This window comes from Acinetobacter sp. LipI_19, from assembly GCF_058242925.1.
This window is the reverse complement of the sequence record NZ_JBZAYK010000001.1, coordinates 3,025,787-3,049,785: the sequence shown is the minus strand read 5'-3', so window position 1 is coordinate 3,049,785 and position 23,999 is coordinate 3,025,787. Positions and strand designations below refer to the sequence as shown.

Genomic DNA, 23,999 nt, shown 5'->3' with positions numbered 1-23,999 from the left:
AAAATCAAATATAGGGGCAAATAGATGAGCCAAGAAGAAAAGTTACCAAAGATTCTGATTGTTGAAGATGACGAGCGCCTAGCTCGCTTAACTCAGGAATACTTAATTCGTAATGGATTAGAAGTTGGGGTAGAACCAGATGGTAACCGTGCGATTCGCCGCATTATTGCTGAACAACCAGACTTGGTTGTATTGGATGTGATGTTGCCGGGTGCAGATGGTTTAACCGTTTGTCGTGAAGTTCGTCCACATTATCATCAACCGATTTTGATGTTGACTGCACGTACCGAAGATATGGACCAAGTTCTTGGTCTAGAAATGGGTGCAGATGACTACGTTGCAAAACCTGTTCAACCGCGTGTACTGCTTGCGCGTATCCGTGCGCTATTACGTCGTACAGATAAAGCGCCTGAAGATGAAGTTGCACAACGTATTGAATTTGACGATCTTGTGATCGACAATGGCGGTCGTTCAGTGACACTCAATGGTGAGTTGGTTGACTTCACCAGTGCTGAATATGATTTACTTTGGTTGTTGGCATCCAATGCAGGCCGTATCTTATCGCGTGAAGACATCTTTGAACGTCTCCGTGGTATTGAATATGATGGTCAAGACCGTTCGATTGACGTACGTATTTCACGTATTCGTCCAAAAATTGGTGATGATCCTGAAAACCCGAAACGTATTAAAACTGTACGTAGTAAAGGTTATTTGTTTGTTAAAGAGACTGGTCTATAAACGATGGGTCGGTCATCCAAGATGCTTGTCCATCACCGGACAAGCATAAAGAAGGTTAGTTTGCGTGTCTAAACACAGTATATTTTTGCGCATCTATGCAGGATTAGTCATTCTTGTTGTGTTGGTTGCCTTGTTTGGATATTTACTTGTCCAAATAATTAATTATCAACGTGCGCAGGAATATCGTGAGTCTCTCACAGATGGAATTTCATTTGTGATTAGTGAGGGTGTGGCACGTCAGCAAACTGAGCAGCAGCGTCTAGATTGGATTTCAGATGCTTCTGATTTGTTAGAGCTTCCCATTTATTATCTCGAAGCAAGAAAGGTTGATTTATCTCGTACTGAAGAAAAACGCATAGAAAATCAAAAAGCGGTGGTGCGTTATGATGCAGAACAAGGGATTGCTTATCTAGTTTTAGGGATCAGAAACGATCCAAAGCATTATTTATATATCAAAGTCGACCAAATCGGCGAACGCCAAATGAAGGCGCTTCCTGTGTTCATTCTGGATTATTTGGTTTATTATCCCGGTCAAGAACAAGAATATCTTAAAAAAATTCAACAACATTTTTCCTATCATGTAGGTGTTGAAAAGATTTCTCAGCTCAATCTCGATTCAGAGCAAATTGGACGTTTAAGATCAGATCAAAGTGTAATTTTATGGCGTGACAGTGCAACTGTACGTGGTACAACCATTTCGATTGTTTCTCCATTGCCAAATTCGCCTACAGATGTCTTGGTGCTGGGACCTGTTCCAATGTTTAACTGGATGCCTGTTAAATTGGCTGCTGGAATAACATTGTTGAGTATGTTCTTGCTGTGTTTGGGGGTTTATGGCTTGATTGTGCCAATGCAACGCAAGTTGAAACAGGTGAATGAAGCCTTGGATGTGATGAGAACAGGGGATATGTCGCAACGTGTACCTGTTGAAGGTTATGACGAGATGGCAAGTCTGGCCACCAGTTATAACAGCATGTCTGATCATATACAGCGTTTGATTGAAGCACAGCGTGAGTTAATGCGTGCCGTATCGCATGAGTTACGTACACCTGTAGCGCGAATCCGTTTTGGTATGGAAATGCTGGCAGACGAAGATGACCATGAGTATCGTTTGCAACAGGTCGAGATGATTGATAAAGACATCGAAGCGTTAAATACACTGATTGATGAAATCATGACTTATGCGAAATTAGAGCAAGGTACACCTTCTTTAGATTTTGAAAAAATTGTATTGATTGATGTATTAAAGCAGGTTGCAGTAGAAACAGAAGCATTAAAAACCCAAAAGATTATCCACCTCAACCCACTTTCATCTGATGTGATTGTCGATGCAGAACGTCGTTATTTACATCGAGTTGTACAAAACTTGGTGGGGAATGCGATACGTTATTGTGATCATCAGGTCAATATCAGTGGTGGTGTTAATCACCAGACTAGTATGGCTTATGTCTGTGTGGAAGATGATGGCCCTGGGATTCCAGAGGAAGACCGTAAACGTGTATTTGAAGCATTTGCACGTTTAGATGATAGCCGTACCCGTGCTTCAGGTGGTTATGGTTTAGGACTTTCAATTGTGAGTCGTATTGCGTATTGGTTTGGTGGGACGATTGAAGTCGATCAAAGCTCAGATTTGGGTGGTGCAAGATTTACCATGTCTTGGCCGGTAGAGCGCTTTAAAAAGAAAAAAGTTTAGACGTTAAATCATGCTATTAAAATATATGATTAAGATCCATTCGATTTATTTTATCAGTCATCTTTAAAGCCATCATTTAAGATAAAACCACTTTCATCCTTTCCTTTATTCAGAGGAAGGGAGGGGCTTTCAATATGATTTAATTTCCTATAATTATTTTTGATTTATAGTTAAACCAACTAATTATTTATACCAGTGATTTTTATCGGCTGATTGATCAGAAATGAAGCTTATGTTTTTGTATATACTTTTAGAAACTATTGGTTATCAATTGGTTTGCTGTACTTTTGAATCATAGAGGGTTGTTCTATCGTGTGGCGACATGGATGTCTCTCCTTGTGCCGAGGAATACGGGGGTATAGGACGAACCCCTTGCTTATGAGCAAAAACAAAGCACTGCTTTGTTTGCGGCGTAAGGTTTGGCATCCCCTACGCAAAGGTATTTAAACTTTGAATGTAATATGAGGTATTGCAAGCTTTTTTACAATCAAACAATTTTTTATGTAATTGATTTATTTAAAAATATTAATTAATAGAAATTCTATTCTAGTGCTTGAGTTTTTTGACAGGCTGACTATATAAAAAATCTATTGTTAAACTCAATAAAAAAACCACCGAAAATTTTCGGTGGTTTTTTATGTCTGGCTGTTGCTCAGTCTAGATCCTATTGTTGAAGCGTTGCATCAGGCGCAATGATTGGCTTGCTGTCTCGCAATGCTTGTAATGCATCATGATTAAAATCAATCAATAAGCTGTTTTGTTCAGCGTCAATTTTATAACTGCTAATGATTTTTTGATCACCTTGAATGGTGTCAATACGATATTCATCCGCGATATTTAAAATCCCTTCTAGATTTGTCGTGGTTGCGGCAAGATCTTGGCGGAAAAGCTCATACACATCTCTTAGATCAAAAATGGCATTTTGTGCATCAACGTGTTTTTTGACATAATTTTCAATATGACGAATCAGTAATTGTGCAAATAAAAAATAGTTTGGCTTGCTGCTGAATTCCATCTTGTTTTACCCCTAAATTTTTGATTTAAAGTTGTTCATATTGAATAGCATATACATAAAAGTGGTTCAATGTGTATAGGCTCTGTAGACAATTCGTCTAAGTTTGCGACAACGAACACCTTTTTCTGTAATTGGGTGTTAAATATACAATTTACTGATTTAAGCGACGATAAGTTATTCACCTTTCAAATGGCTTTAGTTTTGGAGAACTTGGGTTTGTTGTATATGCGAAAAATGACATGATTGACAGTGCTGGCTGTTTTGAAAATTCAAATCAGAAAATCATAAGAGGGCACAAGGTAGGTCAAAAGTAGGCATTGAGCATTTGGCGTTGGATGGTTTAAAGCGGGTTATTTCATTGAAATAAGTTGGTTTTGATAATAGTGAAGTATAAAAAATTATAAATAACTTTGTAATATTTAAAAATTATCACAATAAGATAATTTTTATCACTTGATTGATCTAATGTGACTATTTTACCACATAGAATGTAACAAAATATTTTAGATGGTAAATCCTTATATTTGTAGAAATTAGCCAATTAAATCGCAGAAATACATGCATAAATCATGGCTTTTACTTGGGCTGAATCGGATTAAGCTACTGATTTGTCATTTTTAATTCATGATTAAAAAATAAACTTCGGAAAAACTAATAAGAATAGGGATAGAAATTTGATAAAACGATAAGTCAGCGCTGTATCGCTGTGAATCAGGAAAAAATATGGTTTTTGTCTAAAAAATCATCCGAAAGACTTAGAGCTATTAACTAGCAACAGATGACATCAATCGGGTACAATTGACCAGATTTATTTTGTGTTTGGTGTATTTGCAAGGCCAATACATACATTCTTTGTTAAATAATAGGCCTGCCAGGAGTTATCCCCGCATGAGTGCCATTACTCCATACGATTGGGCAATCATTGCCTTCGTGATCGGCGTGACATTTTTATGTGTCTTTATGCTCACCGTTCCTTTGCTCCTTGGGGGTAAATCATGGGGACGTGCGAAGCAAGAGCAATTTGAATCAGGTGTGGTTAGTGCTGGTGGTGCACGTATCCGCTTGTCTGCGAAGTTCTACCTTGTTGCAATCTTCTTTGTTGTATTCGATTTGGAAGCCCTCTATTTATATGCATGGGCGACATCTGTACGTGAAGTAGGTTGGGTTGGGTTTTCAGCTGCAGCTGTATTTATTTTAGTTTTACTCGTTGGTTTGATTTATGAATTATCTACAGGTGCATTGAACTGGTCACCTTCAGATAAACGTAAAATCGCAGGGATTAAACCTAAAATTGGTTCACCAAATATGGACCTTGCAGAAATTACTCGCTTCAATTCAATTGAAGAGTTGGTGATGGATCCTACAGGAACTATTCCAGCTCAATCTTCTGGTCGTGTGAAAGATAAAACACCGACCATGTCTCTGAACAAGGAGTAACTCGGGAATGAAATATACTTTAACCCGTGCGAATCCAGAAGCTGAACAATATCCGCTTCAAGATCGTCAAATTGTGACTGATCCACTTGAAGAAGAAGTGAATAAAAATGTGTTCATGACTCGCTTAGAGGATGTGGTACACACAGCTGTAAACTGGGGCCGTAAAAACTCAATATGGCCTTTTAACTTTGGTACATCTTGCTGCTACGTTGAATATGCAACCACGTTAACCGGTGTGCATGACTTGTCGCGCTTTGGTGCCGAGGTTATTCGTGCTTCGCCACGTCAGGCAGATTTGATGATTGTTGCAGGGACTTGCTTTGTTAAAATGGCGCCTGTAATTCAACGTTTGTATGAACAAATGCTTGAGCCTAAATGGGTGATTTCAATGGGTGCTTGTGCAAACTCTGGTGGTATGTACGACATCTATTCTGTTGTACAAGGTGTGGATAAAATCATTCCTGTTGACGTGTACGTTCCAGGTTGCCCACCACGTCCAGAAGCATTGATTCAAGCCTTGATGTTATTGCAAGACCAAATTCAATTAGAACGTCGTCCGCTCTCTGCGGTAATCGGTGATGATCTTCAGCCAGTGTATAAGCCAAAGATGATGCCAGAACGCGACCGTAAGAACGCTGAACGTATTGCAGTGAAAAACTTACGCTCTATGGATGAAATTGAGTAATTTTTTCTGATGAATATTTGACATATCTGATGGATATGGTCATCAGGGAATTTGACAGAATTTGTATTAAATAGGAAGCCAAGCCAATGGCTGAAACTGAAATTGCTATGCCAGAATCGACTCCAGTTGATTCCCGCCCAGCATTTGCAATTGTAGAAGATCTCAAAGCCAAATTTGGCGAGAACTTTTACGTGCAACCGACGTTTGAAGATTTTCCGACGGTCTGGGTTGAGCGCGCACGTGTACAAGAAGTTCTAATGTACTTGCGTAAAGTACCACGTCCTTATGTGATGCTGTTTGACTTATCTGCGGTCGATGAACGTTTGCGTAACAACCGTGATGGTTTACCTGCATCTGATTTCACAGTGTTCTATCACTTACTTTCATTAGAACGTAATAGTGATATTCGTATCAAAGTGGCGTTGAGTGAGAACGATATTAACGTTCCAACGGCGACCAATATTTGGCCAAATGCCAATTGGTACGAGCGTGAAGCTTACGATATGTTTGGGATCAATTTCGAAGGGCATCCAATGCTTCGTCGTATCTTGTTGCCAACCTATTGGGAAGGTCATCCACTGCGTAAAGAATATTCTGCACGTGCGACTGAATATACACCGTATATGCAAGACAAGGCTAAACAAGATTTCGAACAAGAACATCTTCGTTTCGTTCCAGAAGATTGGGGTCTAACACGCGGTAACGCGGATGAAGACTTTATGTTCTTGAACTTAGGTCCTAACCATCCATCTGCGCATGGTGCATTCCGTGTGATTTTGCAGCTTGATGGCGAAGAAGTGAAAGATTGTGTGCCTGATATTGGCTATCACCACCGTGGTGTGGAAAAGATGGCTGAACGTCAAACTTGGCATTCATTTATTCCATATACAGACCGCGTTGACTACTTAGGTGGTTGTGCGCAAAACATGCCTTATGTCATGGGTGTGGAACAACTTGCAGGGATTACCGTTCCTGATCGTGCACAATGTATCCGTGTCATGATGTCTGAATTATTCCGTATCAATAACCATTTATTGTATATCGGTACTGCGATTCAGGATGCTGGTGGTATGACACCAGTATTCTATATGTTTGCGGATCGTCAAAAAATCTATGACGCAATTGAAGCGATCACAGGTTTCCGTATGCACCCAGCATGGTTCCGTATTGGCGGGACAGCACATGACCTTCCAAACAACTGGCAAAAACTGATTCGTGAAATTCTCGAATGGATGCCAAAACGTTTGAAGGAATATCATACTGCTGCGCTGAAAAACTCAGTATTTGTGGGGCGTACCCGTAATGTTGCGCAATACGATGCTAAATCGGCATTGGCTTGGGGTGTAACAGGTACAGGTTTACGCGCGACAGGTATTGATTTTGATGTTCGTAAATATCGTCCATACAGTGGTTATGAAAATTACGACTTTGAAGTGCCGTTAGAGTATGAAGGCGATGCTTACGCACGTGTGATGGTTCACTATCGTGAAATCGAAGAGTCATTAAAAATCGTCAAACAGTGTTTGGATAATATGCCTTCTGGTCCTTATAAAGCGGATCATCCATTGGCAGTTCCACCACCAAAAGATAAGACTTTACAAGATATTGAAACTTTGATTACGCATTTCTTGAGCGTGTCATGGGGTCCTGTAATGCCAGCTGGTGAAGCCTCTGTAATGGCAGAAGTGGTGAAAGGTGCATCTAACTATTACTTGACTTCAGATAAGTCAACGATGAGTTACCGTACACGTATTCGTACACCTACTTTTACCCACTTGCAGCAAATTCCTTCCGTGATTAACGGCAGTCTTGTATCTGACTTGATCATTTATTTAGCGACAATTGACGTCGTTATGGCTGACGTGGATCGCTAAGGGGTAAACGCATTATGATGATTTTGACTGATAAAAAGCCACGTGTGAATGTTGAAGGGATTCTGACTAGCGAAGAAATCCATGAAATTGAACATCACATGGGTCACTACCCATACCCACGCGCAGCGTCTTTGGATGCTTTAAAGTGTGTACAGCGCCGTAATGGTTGGGTGGATGACGCGCAGTTACATGCAATTGCTCAATTATTGACAATTACAACTGCGGATTTAGAAGGTGTTGCAACATTCTATAACCGTATATACCGTCAGCCTGTAGGTCGTCACGTAATTTTATTATGTGATTCGATTGCATGTTTCTTGATGGGTGCGGAAACTTTAGCAGAAGCTTTCCAACGTGAACTGGGTATCCAATTTGGTCAAACGACAGCTGATGGTCGTTTTACTTTATTGCCGATCTGCTGTCTAGGGAACTGTGACAAAGGTCCAACCCTGATGATTGATGAAGATACACACGGTTTGGTTGAAGTGACTTCTGTGAAACAGTTATTGGAGAAGTATGTATGAATACCGAACCAAGACCAATTTATGGCGAAGGAAACCCTGAAACTCACCCATTAACATGGCGTTTGAGTAAACAGGAATTTGTTCGTAGTGCTGATGACTATGAAGCTTTAGAAGGCTATGCAGGCTTTAAAAAAGCGCTTTCTATGCCACCTAAAGACGTTCTTGAAGTCATTAAAGCAGCGACTGTAAAAGGTCGTGGTGGTGCAGGTTTCCCAGCAGGGATTAAATGGTCATTGATGGCACCCAATGATGGTGGTCCTCGTTACCTAATCTGTAATGCCGATGAAATGGAACCGGGAACATTCAAAGACCGTTTATTGATGGAAAAACTTCCACATCAATTGATCGAAGGGATGTTGATTGCAGGTTATACCCTCGAAGCGACTCAGGGTTATATCTTCATTCGCGGTGAATACATTGAAGCTGCACAATACTTAAATGAAGCTTTAGAACAAGTGCGTGCTAAAGGTTATTTGGGTGACAACATCTTAGGCACAGGTTGGAATTTTGACCTGCATGTGCATACCGGCGCGGGTCGTTATATCTGTGGTGAAGAAACTGCATTGATTAACTCACTCGAAGGTCGTCGTGCAAACCCACGTACTAAGCCGCCATTCCCACAAGTTGCAGGTGCATGGGGCCGTCCGACTATCGTAAACAACGTAGAAACCTATAACAACTTACCAGCAATTATGTTGCGTGGGCCTGAGTGGTATATCGGTTTGTCTGCGGGTAAATCTAAAGATCCAGGCACTAAAATTTATGGTGCATCAGGTAAAGTGACTTTCCCTGGTCTTTGGGAATTACCGTTTGGTACGACTGCACGTGAAGTGATTGAAGACTATGCTGGCGGTATGCGCGATGGTCTTAAACTGAAAGCATGGTTACCGGGTGGGGCATCGACTGACTTCTTGGCTGCTGAACACATTGATCTTCCAATGGATTCAGAAAGCATTATGAAAGCTGGTTCTCGTCTAGGTACATGTTTGTTAATGGTCGTTGATGAAACCCAGTGTATGGTTTCTGCAACGCGTAACTTAGAAGAATTCTTTGCACGTGAGTCATGTGGATTCTGTACGCCATGCCGTGATGGTTTACCTTGGGCGGTCAAAGCACTTGTCGCAATTGAGAAAGGTGAAGGGAAGATGGAAGACATTCAACATCTTCAAGAACTGACTCGCAAATTGTGGATTGGTAAAACATTCTGTGCTCACGCGCCAGGTGCGATGGAACCATTGATGGGTGCACTCAAATATTTCCGTAGCGAGTTTGAAGCTAAAGTGACAGATCGTCCTGTAGCCCAAGCCAGCCACGTAGAACAAGTTTAAGGAATTCGACTATGGCTACAATTCATGTCGATGGAAAATCGTATGAAGTCAATGGCTCGGAAAACTTGCTACAAGCATGTTTGAGTCTTGGCATCGACATCCCATATTTTTGTTGGCATCCAGCTTTAGGTTCTGTCGGTTCTTGCCGTCAATGTGCTGTTACTCAATATGCGAATCCAGAAGATACTCGTGGTCGCTTAGTAATGTCATGTATGACTCCTGCATCTGACAATACCTTTATTTCGATTGAAGACAAAGAAGCAAAAGATTTCCGTGAATCGATTGTGGAATTCTTAATGACCAACCACCCACACGACTGTCCAGTCTGTGAAGAGGGTGGTCACTGTCATTTACAAGATATGACAGTAATGACGCAACATGATCGTCGTCGTTATCGTTTTACCAAACGTACGCATCACAACCAAGAGTTGGGTTCTTTCATTGCACATGAGATGAACCGTTGTATCGCATGTTACCGTTGTGTTCGTTACTACAACGATTATGCCGGTGGTACAGACTTTGGTGTTTATGCCAATGCATCACGTGTCTACTTCGGTCGTCCAGAATCAGGCACTTTAGAGTCTGAGTTCTCTGGTAACTTGACTGAAGTGTGCCCAACAGGTGTATTTACTGATAAAACTCATTCGGCACGTTATAACCGTAAGTGGGACATGCAGTATGCGCCTAGCGTATGCCAAGGCTGTTCTTCTGGTTGTAACATCTCTCCGGGTGAGCGTTATGGCGAATTACGTCGTGTAGAAAACCGTTTCAATGGTGACGTTAACCAATATTTCCTTTGCGATAAAGGTCGTTTTGGTACGGGTTATGTGAACCGTGAAGATCGTCCACGTCAGCCGCAATTCCGTGCTGCAACAGAAGTTAAAACTGTTTCTGTTGATGTGGCACTGGATTCAGTGATTGAAAATGTTCAAGGCAAAAAAGTCTTGGGTATTGGTTCTCCACGTGCATCATTAGAATCAAACTACGCGTTGCGTGAGTTGGTTGGCCAAGAAAATTATTCAACAGGTCTTTCTCAAAAAGAACAGAGCTTGGTTGAACTTGCTGCATCGATTATGCAAGCTGAGGGCGTTTACAACCCGAGTATGCGTGAAATCGAAAGCTATGATGCAGTCTTGATCTTGGGTGAAGACTTAACACAAACTGCACCACGTATGGCATTGTCTGTTCGCCAAGCTGCGAAAAATAAAGCCAAACAAATGGCTGCAGACCGCCGTACCCAAGATTGGTTAGCTGAACCGGTAAAACGTATTGGTCAGGATGCAAATTCTCCAATCTATATCTTGGCTGCAACGCAAACACGTTTAGCCGATATTGCTGAGGGTGAAGTTGTTGCTTCTCCAAATGATATTGCACGTTTAGGCTTTGCAATTGCTGCGGGTGTAAACGGTGATGCGATTCTTGGTTTAGATGATGATGCTAAAGCATTTGCACAAACCATTGCGGATACGTTAAAAGCTGCGAAAAAACCATTAATCATCTCGGGTACGAGCTTACAAGATGCTGCCATCATGGAAGCTGCTGCACAAGTTGCACAAAACCTAGGTGGAAATGCAGGCTTAACCTTGACAGTTCCAGAAGTGAACTCAATGGGTATGGCTTTGTTTGGTGGTTTAAGCCTAGAACAAGCATTTGCTCAAGATTATGAGTCAATCATTATCGTTGAAAATGATTTGTTCCGCCGTTTACCTGCTGTACAAGTTCAGGCTGCTCTAGACAAAGCGCAAAGCGTGATTGTGCTTGATCACTCTGAAACTGAAACCGTAAAAGCGGCTGATGTCGTCTTGTCTGCTGCAAGCTTTGCAGAAGGCGATGGGACAGTGGTCAGCCAAGAAGGTCGTGCGCAACGCTTCTATCAAGTTTTTGACCCAAGCTATTACAAACCAGAATATGCCATCAAAGAATCTTGGCGCTGGTTACATGCCATTGAAACGGGTGTGAAAGGTAAAGCGATCTCATGGACATTGCTTGATGATGTAATTGAGTCTGTGGTCAAAAATGTTCCAGTTCTTGAAGCAATTCAAGATGTTGCACCTGATGCGGGTTACCGTGTTCATGGCTTGAAAATTGCTCGTGAACCACGTCGTTATTCAGGTCGTACTGCAATGCGTGCACCATTAAACGTACATGAACCGAAACAACCTGTCGATGTCGATTCCGCATTAACATTCTCTATGGAAGGTTATGTTGGACCGCAAAATGCATCGTCATTGGTTCCATTTGCATGGGCACCGGGTTGGAACTCACCACAAGCTTGGAATAAATACCAGGATGAAGTGGGTGGTCACCTTAAAGGTGGTGATTCAGGCGTCCGTTTATTTGATCGCTTAGTAAAACGTCCTGCACGTAGCTATGTGGCGCCAACTGCGGTTGTGGCAAATCCAGAGAGTTTCCGTCTAGTTCCAATGCATCATATTTTCGCTTCAGGTGAATTTACGATTAAAACGCCGGTGATGGAATCGCGTATTCCAGAAGCGACTTTTGCCGTGGGCGAGCAAGATGCAGCACGTTTAAATGTTCAAGATGGTCAACAACTGACAGTTAAAGCAGGCGAAACGACGATTAGTCTTCCTGTGCATGTAATTGAATATTTACCAACAGGTTATATCGGTTATCCAGTCGGCCAAGCACCAACAGTTTCACTTGCTGAACCTGTATCTGTAACGGTAGGAGTGTAATCATGAATGAATCTTTACGCGCACTACCGACATGGGCACAAGACTGGCCAATCGCTTATTCAGTGATTCAAGCCATCGTAATTTTGTTGGTTGTGGTTTTACTGGCCGCTTTGATGTCATTTATTGAGCGTCGTTTGCTGGGTTTATGGCAAGACCGTTATGGACCAAACCGTGTTGGTCCTGGCGGGATGTTCCAGATCGTTGCTGACATGTTGAAAATCATGTTCAAAGAAGACTGGACACCAAAGTTTGTAGATAAGTTAACCTTCCGTTTAGCACCAGCAGTAGCAATGGCGACTGCAGTACTGTCATTCATGGTTATTCCTGTTTCACCTTACTTAGGTGTTTCAGACATGAGTATCGGTCTATTGTTTTTTATGGCAATGGCAGGTATTGCAGTATATGCGGTGTTATTTGGTGGTTGGGCATCCAACAACAAATATGCACTATTAGGTGGTCTACGTTCAGCAGCACAAACCATTTCTTATGAAGTCTTTTTAGGGATTTCATTGATGGGTGTGGTGGCAATTGCGGGTTCATTTAACTTGCGTGAAATCGTAGAAGCACAACGTGATGTATGGTTTGTGATTCCACAATTCATTGGTTTCATGATCTTCGTGGTTGCTGGGGTTGCGGTAACGCATCGTCATCCATTTGACCAACCAGAAGCTGAACAAGAATTGGCAGAAGGTTACCATGTCGAATATGGTGGTATGAAATGGGGGATGTTCTTCGTTGCTGAATACGTCAACATCATTCTAATTTCTGCACTGATCGTGACTTTATTCTTTGGCGGTTGGTTAGCACCATTTAATTTAAATATTCCATTCATTCCAGATGCGTTCTGGTTCATTGCGAAAACAGCATTCTTTGTAATGATGTTTGTCTTGGCACGTGGTTCTTTAATGCGTCCACGTTATGACCAAGTTATGAATTTTGGTTGGAAAGTGTGTTTACCACTTGCATTGGTCAACCTTTTGGTGACTGGTGCTGTGATTCTGATGAATCAGGCCTAGGACAGCAGGGAGTACAAAATGTATAAAATTCTAGCTGGCGTAGGATCAATTGTTCGTTCGTTGTGGATGGTGTTTAGCCATGTCACACGCAAACGCGATACGATTTTATATCCAGAAGTGCCAGCCGAACAAATCGTACCTCCACGCTATCGTGGTCGTATCGTATTAACACGTGACCCAGACGGTGAAGAGCGTTGTGTTGCGTGTAACTTATGTGCGGTTGCATGTCCTGTTGGTTGTATTTCATTGCAGAAAGCTGAAAAAGATGATGGACGTTGGTATCCAGAATTTTTCCGCATTAACTTCTCACGCTGCATTTTCTGCGGTATGTGTGAAGAAGCATGTCCAACAACTGCCATTCAGTTAACACCAGATTTTGAGTTAGGCGAATATGTCCGTCAGGATCTTGTTTATGAGAAAGAAAACTTACTCATTTCAGGACCAGGTAAATACCCAGACTACAATTTCTACCGTGTAAGTGGTATGGCAATTGATGGTAAAGAAAAAGGTCAAGCGCAACGTGAAAGTGCGCCTGTAGATGTACGGAGCTTATTACCATGATGTGGCCATTTTATTTAATGGCTCTTGTGGCCATTGTTTCGACGATTCGTGTTGTGACCAACACCAATCCAGTACATGCTTTATTAAGTTTGATCGTTTCTTTACTTGCTGTTGCAGGGATCTTCTTAATCATTGGTGCACCATTTGCAGCTGCACTTGAAGTGATTGTTTATGCGGGTGCGATCATGGTGTTGTTCGTATTCGTAGTAATGATGCTCAACCTTGGTCAACATACAGTTGATCAAGAGCGTAAATGGTTGACTTCAGATGCTTGGGCTTATCCAGCACTCATGAGCTTCTTAATCGGCTTATGTTTGGTTTGGGTATTAGGTTCAGACTACACGCAATCTGGTGCAGTACTTGGAACTCAAGTGATTGGACCTAAAGCAATTGGTCAAGCACTCTTTACCCACTATTTATTATTGGTTGAAGTTGCCGCAATGTTATTGCTTGCAGCATTGGTTGCAGCATTCCACTTAGGCAAACGTGAACCGAGTGCAGCAGAGGATAAACAGTAATGGGCAACATTCCTTTAGAACATGGTTTGATCGTCGCAACTATCCTTTTTGCACTGGGTTTTTACGGTGTAATGGTGCGACGCAACCTATTATTTATGTTAATGAGCCTTGAGATCATGATGAATGCAGCAGCATTGGCATTCGTTGTGGCAGGAAGTGCATGGGCACAACCTGATGGTCAAATTATGTTTATTTTGATCCTCACACTTGCTGCGGCAGAGGCTTGTATCGGTCTAGCGATCGTCCTCCAGTTCTATCATCGCTTCCATCATCTGGATGTAGATGCTGCTAGTGAGATGCGCGGATGAGTTATTTATATTTAACGATTTTATTTCCGCTGATTGGCTTTGCACTTTTAGCGGCAGGACGTAATAAACTTCCTGAAAATGTAGCAGCAATTATTGGTGCGGGTTCTGTTGGCCTTTCTGCTTTATTTGCATTGATTGCAGGCATGGACTTTGTTAAGCAGGGTTCAGTTGCGCAAGCACAGCATTTATGGACTTGGTTCAATGTAGGCGGTTTTGCACCGGGTGTAAGTTTGCATCTTGACGGCTTGTCATTATTAATGATGGGCATGGTGACAGGTGTAGGTTTCCTGATTCACATCTTTGCAACTTGGTACATGCGTGGTGAAGAAGACTTCGCACGTTTCTTCTCATACTTCAACTTATTCGTTGCAAGCATGTTGGTGCTTGTATTGGGTGACAACTTAGCGTTGTTATTCTTAGGTTGGGAAGGCGTAGGTCTGTGTTCTTACCTGTTGATTGGTTATTACTACCAAAACCCTGCAAATGGTTTTGCGGCAATTAAAGCATTTACAGTAACGCGTGTTGGTGATGTATTCTTACTGATCGCATTGTTCTTGCTTTACCAACAATTTGGTACTTTACACATCGGCACGATTGTTGCCAATGCTTCACAAGTTCTGGCACTTGATCATAACTTGGCATTGATCACGTCATTGATGTTGTTCTTGGGTGCAGCTGGTAAATCTGCGCAAATCCCATTACAAACATGGTTGGCAGATGCAATGGCTGGTCCGACACCAGTATCTGCATTGATCCATGCTGCAACAATGGTTACCGCTGGTATCTACTTATGTTGCCGTATGTTCTCTGTATTTGAAATGACACCAGAAGTGATGCAGTTCATTTCGATTACAGGTGCTGTAACATTGTTGGTTGCTGGCTTTGCGGCTTTGGTTCAAACAGATATCAAACGTATTCTGGCTTACTCTACCATGAGTCAGCTCGGTTATATGTTTATGGCTGTGGGTGCAGAAGCGTATCAAGCAGGTCTGTTCCATATGCTTGCACATGCATTCTTTAAGGCATTATTGTTCTTGTCTTCGGGTGCAGTGATCTTGGCTTACCATCATGAACAAAACATCTTTAAAATGGGTGGCTTGTTCTACAAAAACAAATTCTTATTTGCTTGCTTCGCGATTGGTGGTGGTGCACTTGCTGCAATTCCATTTATTACGATCGGCTTCTTCTCTAAAGATGCAATCTTGGGTGCTGTTTGGGCGCAAGGTCAATCTGTGGCATTGTATAACTCATTGTATTGGGTGGGTGTTGCGGGTGCATTCTTAACTTCGATTTATACATTCCGTTTAATTTGGGTTGTATTCTTTGGTGAAGAAAAAACACATTATCACGAAATCAAAGGTGCAACGTATTGGGCGCCTTTAGGTATCTTGGCTGTTCTTTCAACAGGTTTGGCTTACTTCTTAAAAGCGCCAGTGATGAACATTTTAAATGCAGCACATATCCCAGCATTTGAAGTTTCTCAAGCGATTGAAGAAGGGATGCATGGTGCAGAACACCTTGCAGTCGGTATCGCATTGGTCGGTTTAGCTGTAGGTGTGGTGTTATTTGCTTTCGCTTATAAAGCGGTGCAAGGTTTTGCAGCCACTTCATTTGGTGCTGGACTTGCAAATATCTGCCGTAATGCATTTGGTTTCGATTCTTTATACAACCTTGTTTTTGTTCAACCTTATTTACTCATTGCGAAAATTTTAGGTCGTGACCCAGTTGATGGTTTATGGCTGTTATTACCTGCAATCGTAAATAGTGGAAATAAATTTACAAGTACCCGTCAAACAGGTTCATTACGTGAATATGCATCAAGTATGTCACTCGGTGTGGTGGTATTGCTGATGATCTTGATCGTGATTCAGGTAGTGGGGAAATAAGATGGAAATCACAAACAATTGGATTTTACCCGCACTGATTCTTGTACCTTTTATTGCAGGTTTCGTGTGTTGGTTGGTCGATAAACTTGATAAACATTTGCCACGTTATATCGCATTAGTCGGTATGCTCGTTACATTGGGCTTAACACTGATTTTGTGGAAACAAGGTGGCTTTAGCTATGAGTTGGGGGCGAAGGCTCCAACTTGGGCAGCAGAATTTTATTTACCTTGGATTAAATCACTCGGTATTAACATTCATTTGGCTGTAGATGGTCTTTCATTGCTGATGGTGGGCTTGACTGCATTACTGGGTGTACTTGCAGTGGGCTGTTCATGGGGTGAAATTCAAAAGAATGTCGGCTTCTTCCATTTAAACCTTTTATGGTCTTTGGGTGGGGTAATCGGGGTTTTCCTTGCAATTGATATGTTCTTGTTCTTCTTCTTCTGGGAGATGATGCTGGTCCCTATCTACTTCTTGATCGCACTTTGGGGTCATAAAGGCGCAGACGGTAAATCACGTGTTTATGCTGCAACCAAGTTCTTTATCTACACCCAAGTCGCTGGCTTAATCATGCTCATCGGTATCTTAGGCTTAGTGGTCTATGGTTCTCAGATGTCAGGTACGATTAGCTTCGACTATAACTACTTACTTGCTGTTGCAAATACTTTAGATGCTCAGGCACCACATATTGCCTATGCGTTGATGATCTGTTTATTTATTGGTTTTGCAGTCAAGTTGCCAGTATTCCCATTACACGGTTGGTTACCAGATGCCCATGCACAAGCACCTACAGCAGGTTCTGTAGACTTAGCGGGGATCTTGATTAAAACTGCTGCGTACGGTTTATTGCGCTTTGTATTGCCATTCTTCCCAGCAGCATCTGCACAATTTGCCGATATTGCGATTATTTTAGGTTTGATTGGTATTTTCTACGGCGCTTGGTGTGCTTTCCAGCAAACAGATATGAAACGCCTGCTTGCTTATACTTCTATTTCGCATATGGGTTTCGTATTACTTGCACTTTATGCCGGTAATATTCTGACATTCCAAGGCTTAATGATCATGATGTTGGCACATGGCTTGTCATCTGCTGCATTGTTCATTATGTGTGGTCAAGTGTATGAACGCTTACATACCCGTGACTTACGTTTGATGGGTGGTATTCGTGGTCAATTCCAGTATTTACCATTCTTCTTGATGTTCTTTGTCTCTGCACTTGTGGGCATTCCAGGTTTAGGTAACTTTATTGGCGAATTCCTGATCTTGATGGGTTCATTCGCTAAATTCCCAACATTTACCATTATTGCTGCTATTAGCTTGGTCTTTGCTGGTCTTTATGGCTTGATTCTGATCCACAAAGCTTTATTTGGTACGCCAAATGAAGAACAGAAAAAGCATTATGAAAGTCCATTAAAAGACTTGAATGTACGTGAAACAGTAATTCTATTGATCTGTGCATTTGGCTTATTATGGTTAGGTGTATATCCACAAAGCTTCCTTGATATTTCTCACTCAAGTATGGCGTGGTTATCAAATAGCTATATTCCAGTTCAAGAAGTTGTTGATGCGGCACAACAAGTCGTATCTCAACAAAATGTGGAGATCCAATAGTCATGAACTTCACTATGTCATTTTCGGGTCTCATGCCTTTAGCACCAGTTTTTATTGTTGCTTTAACCGCTGTAGTGGTGATGATCCTAACCTCGATCAAGCGTAATCATAATTTGATTGCGACTGCATCGGTGGTGGGTTTAAACCTTGCTGCAATTGATATTTTATTCATGATGTTTGGTGGTTCATTTGCACCATCAAATGTGATGAACATGTTTGTGGTTGATCCATTTACATTGTTTTATCAATTTATTGCAGTAGTTGCTGCACTCGCATGCTGTACGTTATCTCACGCTTATATTGAAACTTATAAAGATAATCGTGAAGAGCTTTATATCTTGATGTTGATCTCTGTAACAGGGGCAATGTTAATGGTGGCAAGTTCTCACTATGCGTCGTTCTTTATTAGTTTGGAGCTTTTGTCAATTCCTGTGTATGGCTTATTGGCATATACGCATCAGCGTGGAAAATCGCTAGAAGCTGGCGTAAAGTATTTGGTACTTTCTGCAACCGCTTCAGCAATTTTGTTGATGGGTATGGCATACGTTTATGCTTATACAGGTACATTGTCATTTACTGACTTCCCAGGTTTGTATGGAAATCAGTTAGCACAAGTGCAACAAATTGCATCTTTGGCTGACTTTATTGAACAGTTAAAAGGTTTCCTTGCTCAACCAATGATTTTGTTGGGTTCAGGATTAATCGTGATTGCGATTGCGTTTAAATTATCATTGGCGCCATTTCATAAATGGACACCAGATGTTTATCAAGGTGCGCCTGCGCCAATCGCTACTTATCTTGCAACTGTTGCTAAAGTCGCAACGATTGGTTTATTAGTACGCTTTATTTTAAGTTCAGGTTTCATTCTTGTACCGTCTATCGTGACTGTATTAACAGTGATCGCTGTGCTTTCGATTTTAGTCGGGAACTTTCTTGCATTACGCCAAGTCAACTTAAAACGAATTTTAGGTTATTCATCAATCGCCCATTTTGGTTATTTATTGATTGCTTTGATTAGTTTAGGTTATGCAAGTTTAGGCAGCGTAAGCGTCTATGTGGTGACTTATACCTTAACTACGATTGGTGCTTTTGGTGCTGTCGCGTTAATGTCGAGCCCATATAACAATGTTGATGAAGCTGAGTCTCTTGCGGATTACCGTGGTTTATTCTGGCGTCGTCCAGTACTGACTGCGACATTAACAGTGATGATGCTTTCTCTTGCAGGGATTCCATTAACCGCTGGTTTCATTGGTAAGTTTATGGTGGTGATTGCTGCTGTAACCACAGAACATTGGTTCTTGGCTGCTATGGTAGTGGTGGGTAGTGGTATTGGTTTGTATTACTACTTACGTGTGATGATCGTGATGTATATGACGCCACCAGATAATCCTCGTATTGATGCTGTTGATCACTGGGGACAAAAAGTGGGTGGTCTTATGGTGCTCGGTGCTGCTGCTTTGGTATTGATCATTGGTGTTTATCCAGATCCAATCATCAGCTTGGCGTTGAAATCAGAAATTTTATCTCCTTTACATTTCTTGATGAGCCAGCAACACTAATCGCAATAAAACCCTGCTATTAACAAAAAAAGCCCTCATTCATTGAGGGCTTTTCTTATCTCAGATATAAAAAACATTTATAATAATGGAAATTTACTTTTATCCTTTTAGGTGTCCTCCCGTGTCTATTCAAGAAATTCGTCATCCACTTATTCGTCATAAATTAGGTTTATTACGCCGTGCTGACATTAGTACTAAGAATTTCCGTGAACTTGCTCAAGAAGTAACTATGCTTTTAACTTATGAAGCAACCAAAGATTTACCTGTGTGTGATCACGAAATTGATGGTTGGAACGGTAAAGTCACAGTGGACAGAATTGCGGGTAAAAAAATCACTGTAGTGCCGATTTTACGTGCTGGTATTGGCATGTTAGAAGGTTTTTTAAATCTTATTCCAAGTGCAAAAGTTTCAGTTCTCGGTTTAGAACGGGATGAAGAAACCTTGGAAGCACGTACTTATTATAAAAAATTGGTTCCAGATGTACAAAATCGTTTAGCTATGATTATTGACCCGATGTTGGCAACTGGTTCATCTTTGGTTGCTGCGATTGACGTGTTGAAAGCAAGTGGTTGTAAAGATATCCGTGTTATGGTGTTAGTTGCAGCACCTGAAGGCATTAAACGTGTGGAAGCAGCTCACCCAGATGTGACGATTTTTACTGCTTCAATTGATCAAGGTTTAAATGAACAGGGATATATCGTGCCAGGTCTAGGAGATGCTGGTGATAAAATTTTTGGCAGTGTGCAAAAAGATTAAAATTTAGTATGATCAAAGGAGGCTATAGGGGCCTCCTTTTTTAATTATAAGAGAATAAAAAATGTTCAGAAAAGGGACAGTAACCTTTTTCGATAATGATTTAGGGCAAGGTCTAATTGAATTAAATGATAATCATCAACAAGTTGTTTTTAAATTAGAAGATTTTTCAAATCAATCCATTCTTCCTCAAATTGGCGAGCGGATTAAGTGTGTTGTTTTAGAACAATATGGTGCAACCTTAGCTAAATTTATTGTGCGGTTTGATTATAAAAATTATGAGAACGATCAAAATAAGTTACCTAATACGCGTCTCCATTCAGAAAATGGCTATGAACAAATTAGAACTATTCGAAAAGCGCTTAAAAAGAGAAGGTTGGTAGCTGATAACGATTTAGCTAATATCAAAACACAAACTCAAACAGAGCAATTGGTTTCAGTAGAAGCTATTCCAGCTATTGACTTAGTTGTAGAGGAGCAACAAGTAATCTTTGTCGAGCCCATACAAACTCTAATTAGTAATCCTATGATAGAAGAAGGTAGCATAAATTTATACCAAAACAATCAAATTGAGCCTGTAGCGCAAACACAAGTTGACCTTTCTATTAAAGTTATCCAAAATACTGAATCCGAAGACGAAATTCATACAGTTAATAACATTAAAACCACTGAAGGAATTTGTGAGGTTATGCTTTCTGATTTGGGAGAGGCGTATCAAAATATTGAAATTGCGGGGGACTCTAAGAAACAAGAGTTGGTTAAGCCTGTAGAGATGTTGGTAGAGGGGCAATGTTTTAAAGAACAAGATTTATATTTTGATAGGCAAATGAATCAGCAGTTGCTTGAAAAAAATATGCGTTTAAATGCGATCCAAAGTTTAATTCAAAAGTTAAAAGTTAAATTTTTATACTCAAAACGCAAACAGCCTATAAAGAAAATTAGACTTGAAAAACGTCTAGCATTGAATCCTTGGGTGGTGACCGTTGCTGTAGTGATATTCATTGGGGTAAGTTCTGTAATGTATGCAAAAGATCGTTATAGGCAGTACAAAATCGAAACTGAAATGAGATTTCAACAATATCAACAACAACAAAAGGACAAGATTAAACAGCAAAAACGCAAGGCATACTCACACTAAACATCTGAAACGAGTTGAATTTATTGTGGTTCAAACTTATTTTAAAAGAGAAGTTTTATGTTTTATTTGGGGCAAATCATTGAATATCATCATGATAAAGGTTACGGACTTTTATTGGATCATAATTCAGCGCAATCTGTCGTATTCTACATCGCTGATTTTCCAAAACTAGGTGGTCAACCGAAAAAAGGGGAAACTATAAAGTATGTAATTATCAATGAGCAAGGAACATTAAAAGCACATCAAATGATTCGTTTGGATGTAGCGATGAGTAATGAATTAAAAAATAAAAACATCAATATTGATAAGCAAAAAAATATATTAAGACGAAGTAAAAGTGAAGGACAGAAATTTGGTTTTATGTCTGTGGTAATTTTAGTGATTGTTTTTGGCTTCGTTTATTTTAGTTTTGCGACATGGAATCAATACCAAACCTATCAGGATGAACAGCATAATAAACTTACCTTGTTAGAACACCAGCAGCAACAAATTATTGAGCAACAACGCAAAGAAATTGGTTATGTCAAACCAGTAAAGTTTAGTGAAAAATCGCAAAATGCTTTAATAAATGGTGATCATAACTTAGTAAGGACTGAACATGCTCAGGTAACAGTGCAATCTAACGCAACTGTAGAGACATCATCAATGGTAAAATCGCCTTATTAATGTGATGGGCGGACACATTGCAGTCAAATGACATCCTATGATGAAGCTGTATTTTTTATTAAAAATTGTCCTAATACGCAAATGGATGGCGATCATGATGGTAAGCCATGCGAAAGACAATTTGGTAAATAACTTTATTAAGCTAAAAATTATATAAAAGCTCCAAGAGGAGCTTTAGTTTTATCCGTGTTCACAGAATTTTAAGAAGGCTCTTAAACCAGGACCTTGGTACTTTTGACGATGTACAAGCATGTACAAAGGACGTGCAAGTTGCCAAAAAGGAGTCTTTAAAATTACCAATTGCCCTTTGTCCAGCAAAGGCTGAATGGCTAATTTAGAAATACATGACATTCCTAAACCACCTGCGACAATTTTTAAAATCGCTTCATTATGACCCAAAGTTAAGCGGATATTGGCATCTTCTAGGTCTTTTAGAATGGCATTGTCAAAAACTTCACGTGTGCCAGAACCTTCTTCACGCAAAATCCATTCAACATGTTGAAAGTCAGACTGTTTTAATTCACGATGTAAATTTGCAAGTGGATGATTAGGTGAACAACATACCGCAAGTTCGTCATCTCGCCAGTGAATACATTGAAGTTGTGGTAAGAAGCATGAACCTTCAATCAATGCTAAATCCAGTTGGAATTGGTTGACGGCTTCAATCATTTGGCGGGTATTGCCAACTTGGAGTTGCAAATGTGCTTGAGGTTGAACTTGTAAAAAGTTTGCCATTAAGTCGGGCATTAAATAATCACTGATAGTCAGTGTTGCACCAATGCGTAAATCAATACTTTGTAATTCGCCTTTGGCTGCTTGTTCAAAAGCTTCACAGCGGCCTAAAATTTCTAAAGCTTGGGGAAGTAAGAAGCGACCAAGATCATTGAGCTGTAAGCGCTTACCAAGACGATCGAAAAGGGGGGCTCCCAGCCCATCTTCTAAATCTGCCAAAGCCATACTTGCCGCACTTTGAGTCAACCGAACCGCATCACTTGCTTTAGTCACGGTGCCTTCTTGAGCGACAGCAACAAAAACCGCCAACTGGCGTAAAGTCATTCGCATAAGTAGAGCCTTAACATTTTAATATTCATAGATTATATAGTCATGCTACCATGAGGACTATGTTTCATGCCACGAAGAAATCATGTCAATTGAAAAATTTAGCATAGAAAAGGTTTTGTCTGTTCAGCGTTGGACCAATACACTTTTCAGTTTCACCATGACTCGACCTGCTCATTTTAAGTTTACCGCTGGGCAATTTGCTCGCATTGGTTTAAAAGTGGGTGATGAATTGGTGGTAAGGGCATATTCCGTGGTTTCATCCCCGTTTGATGAAACACTCGAATTTTTTTCAATCGTTGTTCCTGATGGTGCATTTACCTCCAATTTACAGCATTTACAAGTCGGTGATGAGCTTTATTTGGAAAAAATCCCCTATGGATTCTTAACTTTAGCACGTTATCAATTGCCGTTGCCTAAAGATTTGTGGTTGTTGGCAACGGGCACAGGTTTAGCGCCTTTTATTTCGATGCTACAAGATTTTGAAACTTGGTCAAAGTACGAAAAAATCAACTTGGTGTATAGCGTAAGAACTGAATCTGAATTGGCTTATGTCGATCGGATCCAAGAGATTGCCCAGCTTTTTGGGGAGGGACATACAGGTTTTAAATTTATCCCGATTGTTACGCGTGATCCCAATGCCACCTTGCATGATCGCTTACCAATTTTGATTGAAAATGGTGAATTGGAAAAAGCCGCTGATTTAAAATTCAATGCAGATACCACTCATGTCATGCTATGTGGAAACCCACAAATGGTGGATGACACCAAAGCCGCATTAAAATCCCGTGGTTTAACGATGAATCGTCGGGGTGAAGGTAATATTGCTGTAGAGAATTATTGGTAAATCACTTGTCGGCATCAGCAATTTTATCAATCGTTTTCGATGAGAGAAGCGGCTAAGCGTCTTCTCTTTGATTGTTTCATGCCAG

General features: G+C 40.7%; 20 protein-coding genes and 1 pseudogene. 19 read left to right on the top strand and 2 right to left on the bottom strand.

Going from position 1 to position 23,999, the window contains the following annotated elements; all coding sequences use genetic code 11:
* Nucleotides 1-24 precede the first annotated feature (24 nt).
* A complete protein-coding gene (gene bfmR / locus AC4CVF_RS14765; protein ID WP_004722855.1) occupies nucleotides 25-738 on the top strand; it encodes a response regulator transcription factor BfmR in 714 nt (237 codons plus the stop codon).
* A gap of 64 nt (nucleotides 739-802) precedes the next feature.
* On the top strand, nucleotides 803-2,431 hold the full coding sequence (gene bfmS, locus AC4CVF_RS14760; protein ID WP_336952955.1) for a sensor histidine kinase BfmS: 1,629 nt from the start codon (nucleotides 803-805) through the stop codon (nucleotides 2,429-2,431).
* A 664-nt stretch (nucleotides 2,432-3,095) separates the two neighbouring features.
* Here bfmS and AC4CVF_RS14755 read toward each other — a convergent pair.
* Nucleotides 3,096-3,446, bottom strand: coding sequence for a hypothetical protein (locus AC4CVF_RS14755; protein WP_336952954.1), 351 nt, complete (start codon nucleotides 3,444-3,446; stop codon nucleotides 3,096-3,098).
* A gap of 888 nt (nucleotides 3,447-4,334) precedes the next feature.
* Between AC4CVF_RS14755 and AC4CVF_RS14750 the strand changes: the two genes are divergently transcribed.
* The 16 genes and pseudogenes from AC4CVF_RS14750 to AC4CVF_RS14675 all read left to right on the top strand — a co-directional run bounded on the left by AC4CVF_RS14750 (nucleotide 4,335) and on the right by AC4CVF_RS14675 (nucleotide 22,140).
* Nucleotides 4,335-4,883 (top strand): NADH-quinone oxidoreductase subunit A, encoded by a 549-nt coding sequence (locus tag AC4CVF_RS14750; RefSeq protein WP_004722844.1) that lies wholly within the window; start codon nucleotides 4,335-4,337, stop codon nucleotides 4,881-4,883.
* A 7-nt stretch (nucleotides 4,884-4,890) separates the two neighbouring features.
* Nucleotides 4,891-5,568, top strand: coding sequence for a NuoB/complex I 20 kDa subunit family protein (locus tag AC4CVF_RS14745; RefSeq protein ID WP_004722842.1), 678 nt, complete (start codon nucleotides 4,891-4,893; stop codon nucleotides 5,566-5,568).
* Nucleotides 5,569-5,654: 86 nt separating this feature from the next.
* Nucleotides 5,655-7,442 (top strand): NADH-quinone oxidoreductase subunit C/D, encoded by a 1,788-nt coding sequence (gene nuoC, locus AC4CVF_RS14740; RefSeq protein WP_336952953.1) that lies wholly within the window; start codon nucleotides 5,655-5,657, stop codon nucleotides 7,440-7,442.
* Between the two features lie 14 nt (nucleotides 7,443-7,456).
* Entirely contained in the window at nucleotides 7,457-7,966 is a 510-nt protein-coding gene (gene nuoE, locus AC4CVF_RS14735) for an NADH-quinone oxidoreductase subunit NuoE (protein ID WP_004722839.1), read from the top strand.
* Complete coding sequence (gene nuoF / locus AC4CVF_RS14730) at nucleotides 7,963-9,294, top strand: NADH-quinone oxidoreductase subunit NuoF (RefSeq protein WP_004722838.1); 1,332 nt, start codon at nucleotides 7,963-7,965, stop codon at nucleotides 9,292-9,294. The genes nuoE and nuoF overlap by 4 nt, the downstream gene beginning before the upstream one ends.
* An 11-nt stretch (nucleotides 9,295-9,305) precedes the next feature.
* Nucleotides 9,306-11,990 (top strand): NADH-quinone oxidoreductase subunit NuoG, encoded by a 2,685-nt coding sequence (gene nuoG, locus AC4CVF_RS14725; RefSeq protein WP_490789644.1) that lies wholly within the window; start codon nucleotides 9,306-9,308, stop codon nucleotides 11,988-11,990.
* Between the two features lie 2 nt (nucleotides 11,991-11,992).
* Nucleotides 11,993-13,006 (top strand): NADH-quinone oxidoreductase subunit NuoH, encoded by a 1,014-nt coding sequence (gene nuoH, locus AC4CVF_RS14720; RefSeq protein WP_336952951.1) that lies wholly within the window; start codon nucleotides 11,993-11,995, stop codon nucleotides 13,004-13,006.
* A gap of 18 nt (nucleotides 13,007-13,024) precedes the next feature.
* Nucleotides 13,025-13,567: an NADH-quinone oxidoreductase subunit NuoI gene (gene nuoI / locus AC4CVF_RS14715; protein WP_004722835.1), complete on the top strand. Its 543-nt coding sequence runs from the start codon at nucleotides 13,025-13,027 to the stop codon at nucleotides 13,565-13,567.
* The gene (gene nuoJ / locus AC4CVF_RS14710; RefSeq protein ID WP_336952992.1) at nucleotides 13,567-14,085 is read left to right on the top strand and encodes an NADH-quinone oxidoreductase subunit J; all 519 of its coding nucleotides are present in this window, start codon (nucleotides 13,567-13,569) and stop codon (nucleotides 14,083-14,085) included. The genes nuoI and nuoJ overlap by 1 nt, the downstream gene beginning before the upstream one ends.
* Nucleotides 14,085-14,393: an NADH-quinone oxidoreductase subunit NuoK gene (gene nuoK, locus AC4CVF_RS14705; RefSeq protein WP_004722831.1), complete on the top strand. Its 309-nt coding sequence runs from the start codon at nucleotides 14,085-14,087 to the stop codon at nucleotides 14,391-14,393. Before nuoJ ends, nuoK begins: the two co-directional genes overlap by 1 nt.
* Nucleotides 14,390-16,279, top strand: a complete 1,890-nt coding sequence (gene nuoL, locus AC4CVF_RS14700) for an NADH-quinone oxidoreductase subunit L (RefSeq protein WP_336952950.1) — start codon at nucleotides 14,390-14,392, stop codon at nucleotides 16,277-16,279. Before nuoK ends, nuoL begins: the two co-directional genes overlap by 4 nt.
* Before the next feature lie 7 nt (nucleotides 16,280-16,286).
* Entirely contained in the window at nucleotides 16,287-17,891 is a 1,605-nt protein-coding gene (gene nuoM, locus AC4CVF_RS14695) for an NADH-quinone oxidoreductase subunit M (protein WP_490789931.1), read from the top strand.
* A 2-nt stretch (nucleotides 17,892-17,893) separates the two neighbouring features.
* Nucleotides 17,894-19,450, top strand: a complete 1,557-nt coding sequence (gene nuoN, locus AC4CVF_RS14690) for an NADH-quinone oxidoreductase subunit NuoN (RefSeq protein ID WP_336952948.1) — start codon at nucleotides 17,894-17,896, stop codon at nucleotides 19,448-19,450.
* Nucleotides 19,451-19,571: 121 nt separating this feature from the next.
* Nucleotides 19,572-20,207: a uracil phosphoribosyltransferase gene (upp, locus tag AC4CVF_RS14685; protein WP_004722821.1), complete on the top strand. Its 636-nt coding sequence runs from the start codon at nucleotides 19,572-19,574 to the stop codon at nucleotides 20,205-20,207.
* A 61-nt stretch (nucleotides 20,208-20,268) separates the two neighbouring features.
* Nucleotides 20,269-21,342, top strand: coding sequence for a hypothetical protein (locus tag AC4CVF_RS14680; RefSeq protein ID WP_490789643.1), 1,074 nt, complete (start codon nucleotides 20,269-20,271; stop codon nucleotides 21,340-21,342).
* 57 nt (nucleotides 21,343-21,399) lie between these two features.
* A pseudogene (locus AC4CVF_RS14675) lies at nucleotides 21,400-22,140 on the top strand (excalibur calcium-binding domain-containing protein).
* 48 nt (nucleotides 22,141-22,188) lie between these two features.
* Here the strand turns inward: AC4CVF_RS14675 and gigC are convergent.
* Nucleotides 22,189-23,070 (bottom strand): LysR family transcriptional regulator GigC, encoded by an 882-nt coding sequence (gene gigC / locus AC4CVF_RS14670; protein ID WP_336952945.1) that lies wholly within the window; start codon nucleotides 23,068-23,070, stop codon nucleotides 22,189-22,191.
* 82 nt (nucleotides 23,071-23,152) lie between these two features.
* Here gigC and AC4CVF_RS14665 point away from each other — a divergent pair, with 82 nt between their 5' ends.
* Nucleotides 23,153-23,914, top strand: coding sequence for a ferredoxin--NADP reductase (locus AC4CVF_RS14665; RefSeq protein ID WP_419359191.1), 762 nt, complete (start codon nucleotides 23,153-23,155; stop codon nucleotides 23,912-23,914).
* Nucleotides 23,915-23,999: the final 85 nt, after the last annotated feature.

Coding starts and splice junctions, on each gene's coding strand:
- bfmR (WP_004722855.1), top strand. CDS start 25: ATGAGCCAAGAAGAAAAGTTACCAAAGATTCTGATTGTTGAAGATGAC.
- AC4CVF_RS14755 (WP_336952954.1), bottom strand. CDS start 3,446: ATGGAATTCAGCAGCAAGCCAAACTATTTTTTATTTGCACAATTACTG.
- AC4CVF_RS14750 (WP_004722844.1), top strand. CDS start 4,335: ATGAGTGCCATTACTCCATACGATTGGGCAATCATTGCCTTCGTGATC.
- AC4CVF_RS14745 (WP_004722842.1), top strand. CDS start 4,891: ATGAAATATACTTTAACCCGTGCGAATCCAGAAGCTGAACAATATCCG.
- nuoC (WP_336952953.1), top strand. CDS start 5,655: ATGGCTGAAACTGAAATTGCTATGCCAGAATCGACTCCAGTTGATTCC.
- nuoE (WP_004722839.1), top strand. CDS start 7,457: ATGATGATTTTGACTGATAAAAAGCCACGTGTGAATGTTGAAGGGATT.
- nuoF (WP_004722838.1), top strand. CDS start 7,963: ATGAATACCGAACCAAGACCAATTTATGGCGAAGGAAACCCTGAAACT.
- nuoG (WP_490789644.1), top strand. CDS start 9,306: ATGGCTACAATTCATGTCGATGGAAAATCGTATGAAGTCAATGGCTCG.
- nuoH (WP_336952951.1), top strand. CDS start 11,993: ATGAATGAATCTTTACGCGCACTACCGACATGGGCACAAGACTGGCCA.
- nuoI (WP_004722835.1), top strand. CDS start 13,025: ATGTATAAAATTCTAGCTGGCGTAGGATCAATTGTTCGTTCGTTGTGG.
- nuoJ (WP_336952992.1), top strand. CDS start 13,567: ATGTGGCCATTTTATTTAATGGCTCTTGTGGCCATTGTTTCGACGATT.
- nuoK (WP_004722831.1), top strand. CDS start 14,085: ATGGGCAACATTCCTTTAGAACATGGTTTGATCGTCGCAACTATCCTT.
- nuoL (WP_336952950.1), top strand. CDS start 14,390: ATGAGTTATTTATATTTAACGATTTTATTTCCGCTGATTGGCTTTGCA.
- nuoN (WP_336952948.1), top strand. CDS start 17,894: ATGAACTTCACTATGTCATTTTCGGGTCTCATGCCTTTAGCACCAGTT.
- AC4CVF_RS14680 (WP_490789643.1), top strand. CDS start 20,269: ATGTTCAGAAAAGGGACAGTAACCTTTTTCGATAATGATTTAGGGCAA.
- gigC (WP_336952945.1), bottom strand. CDS start 23,070: ATGCGAATGACTTTACGCCAGTTGGCGGTTTTTGTTGCTGTCGCTCAA.
- AC4CVF_RS14665 (WP_419359191.1), top strand. CDS start 23,153: ATGTCAATTGAAAAATTTAGCATAGAAAAGGTTTTGTCTGTTCAGCGT.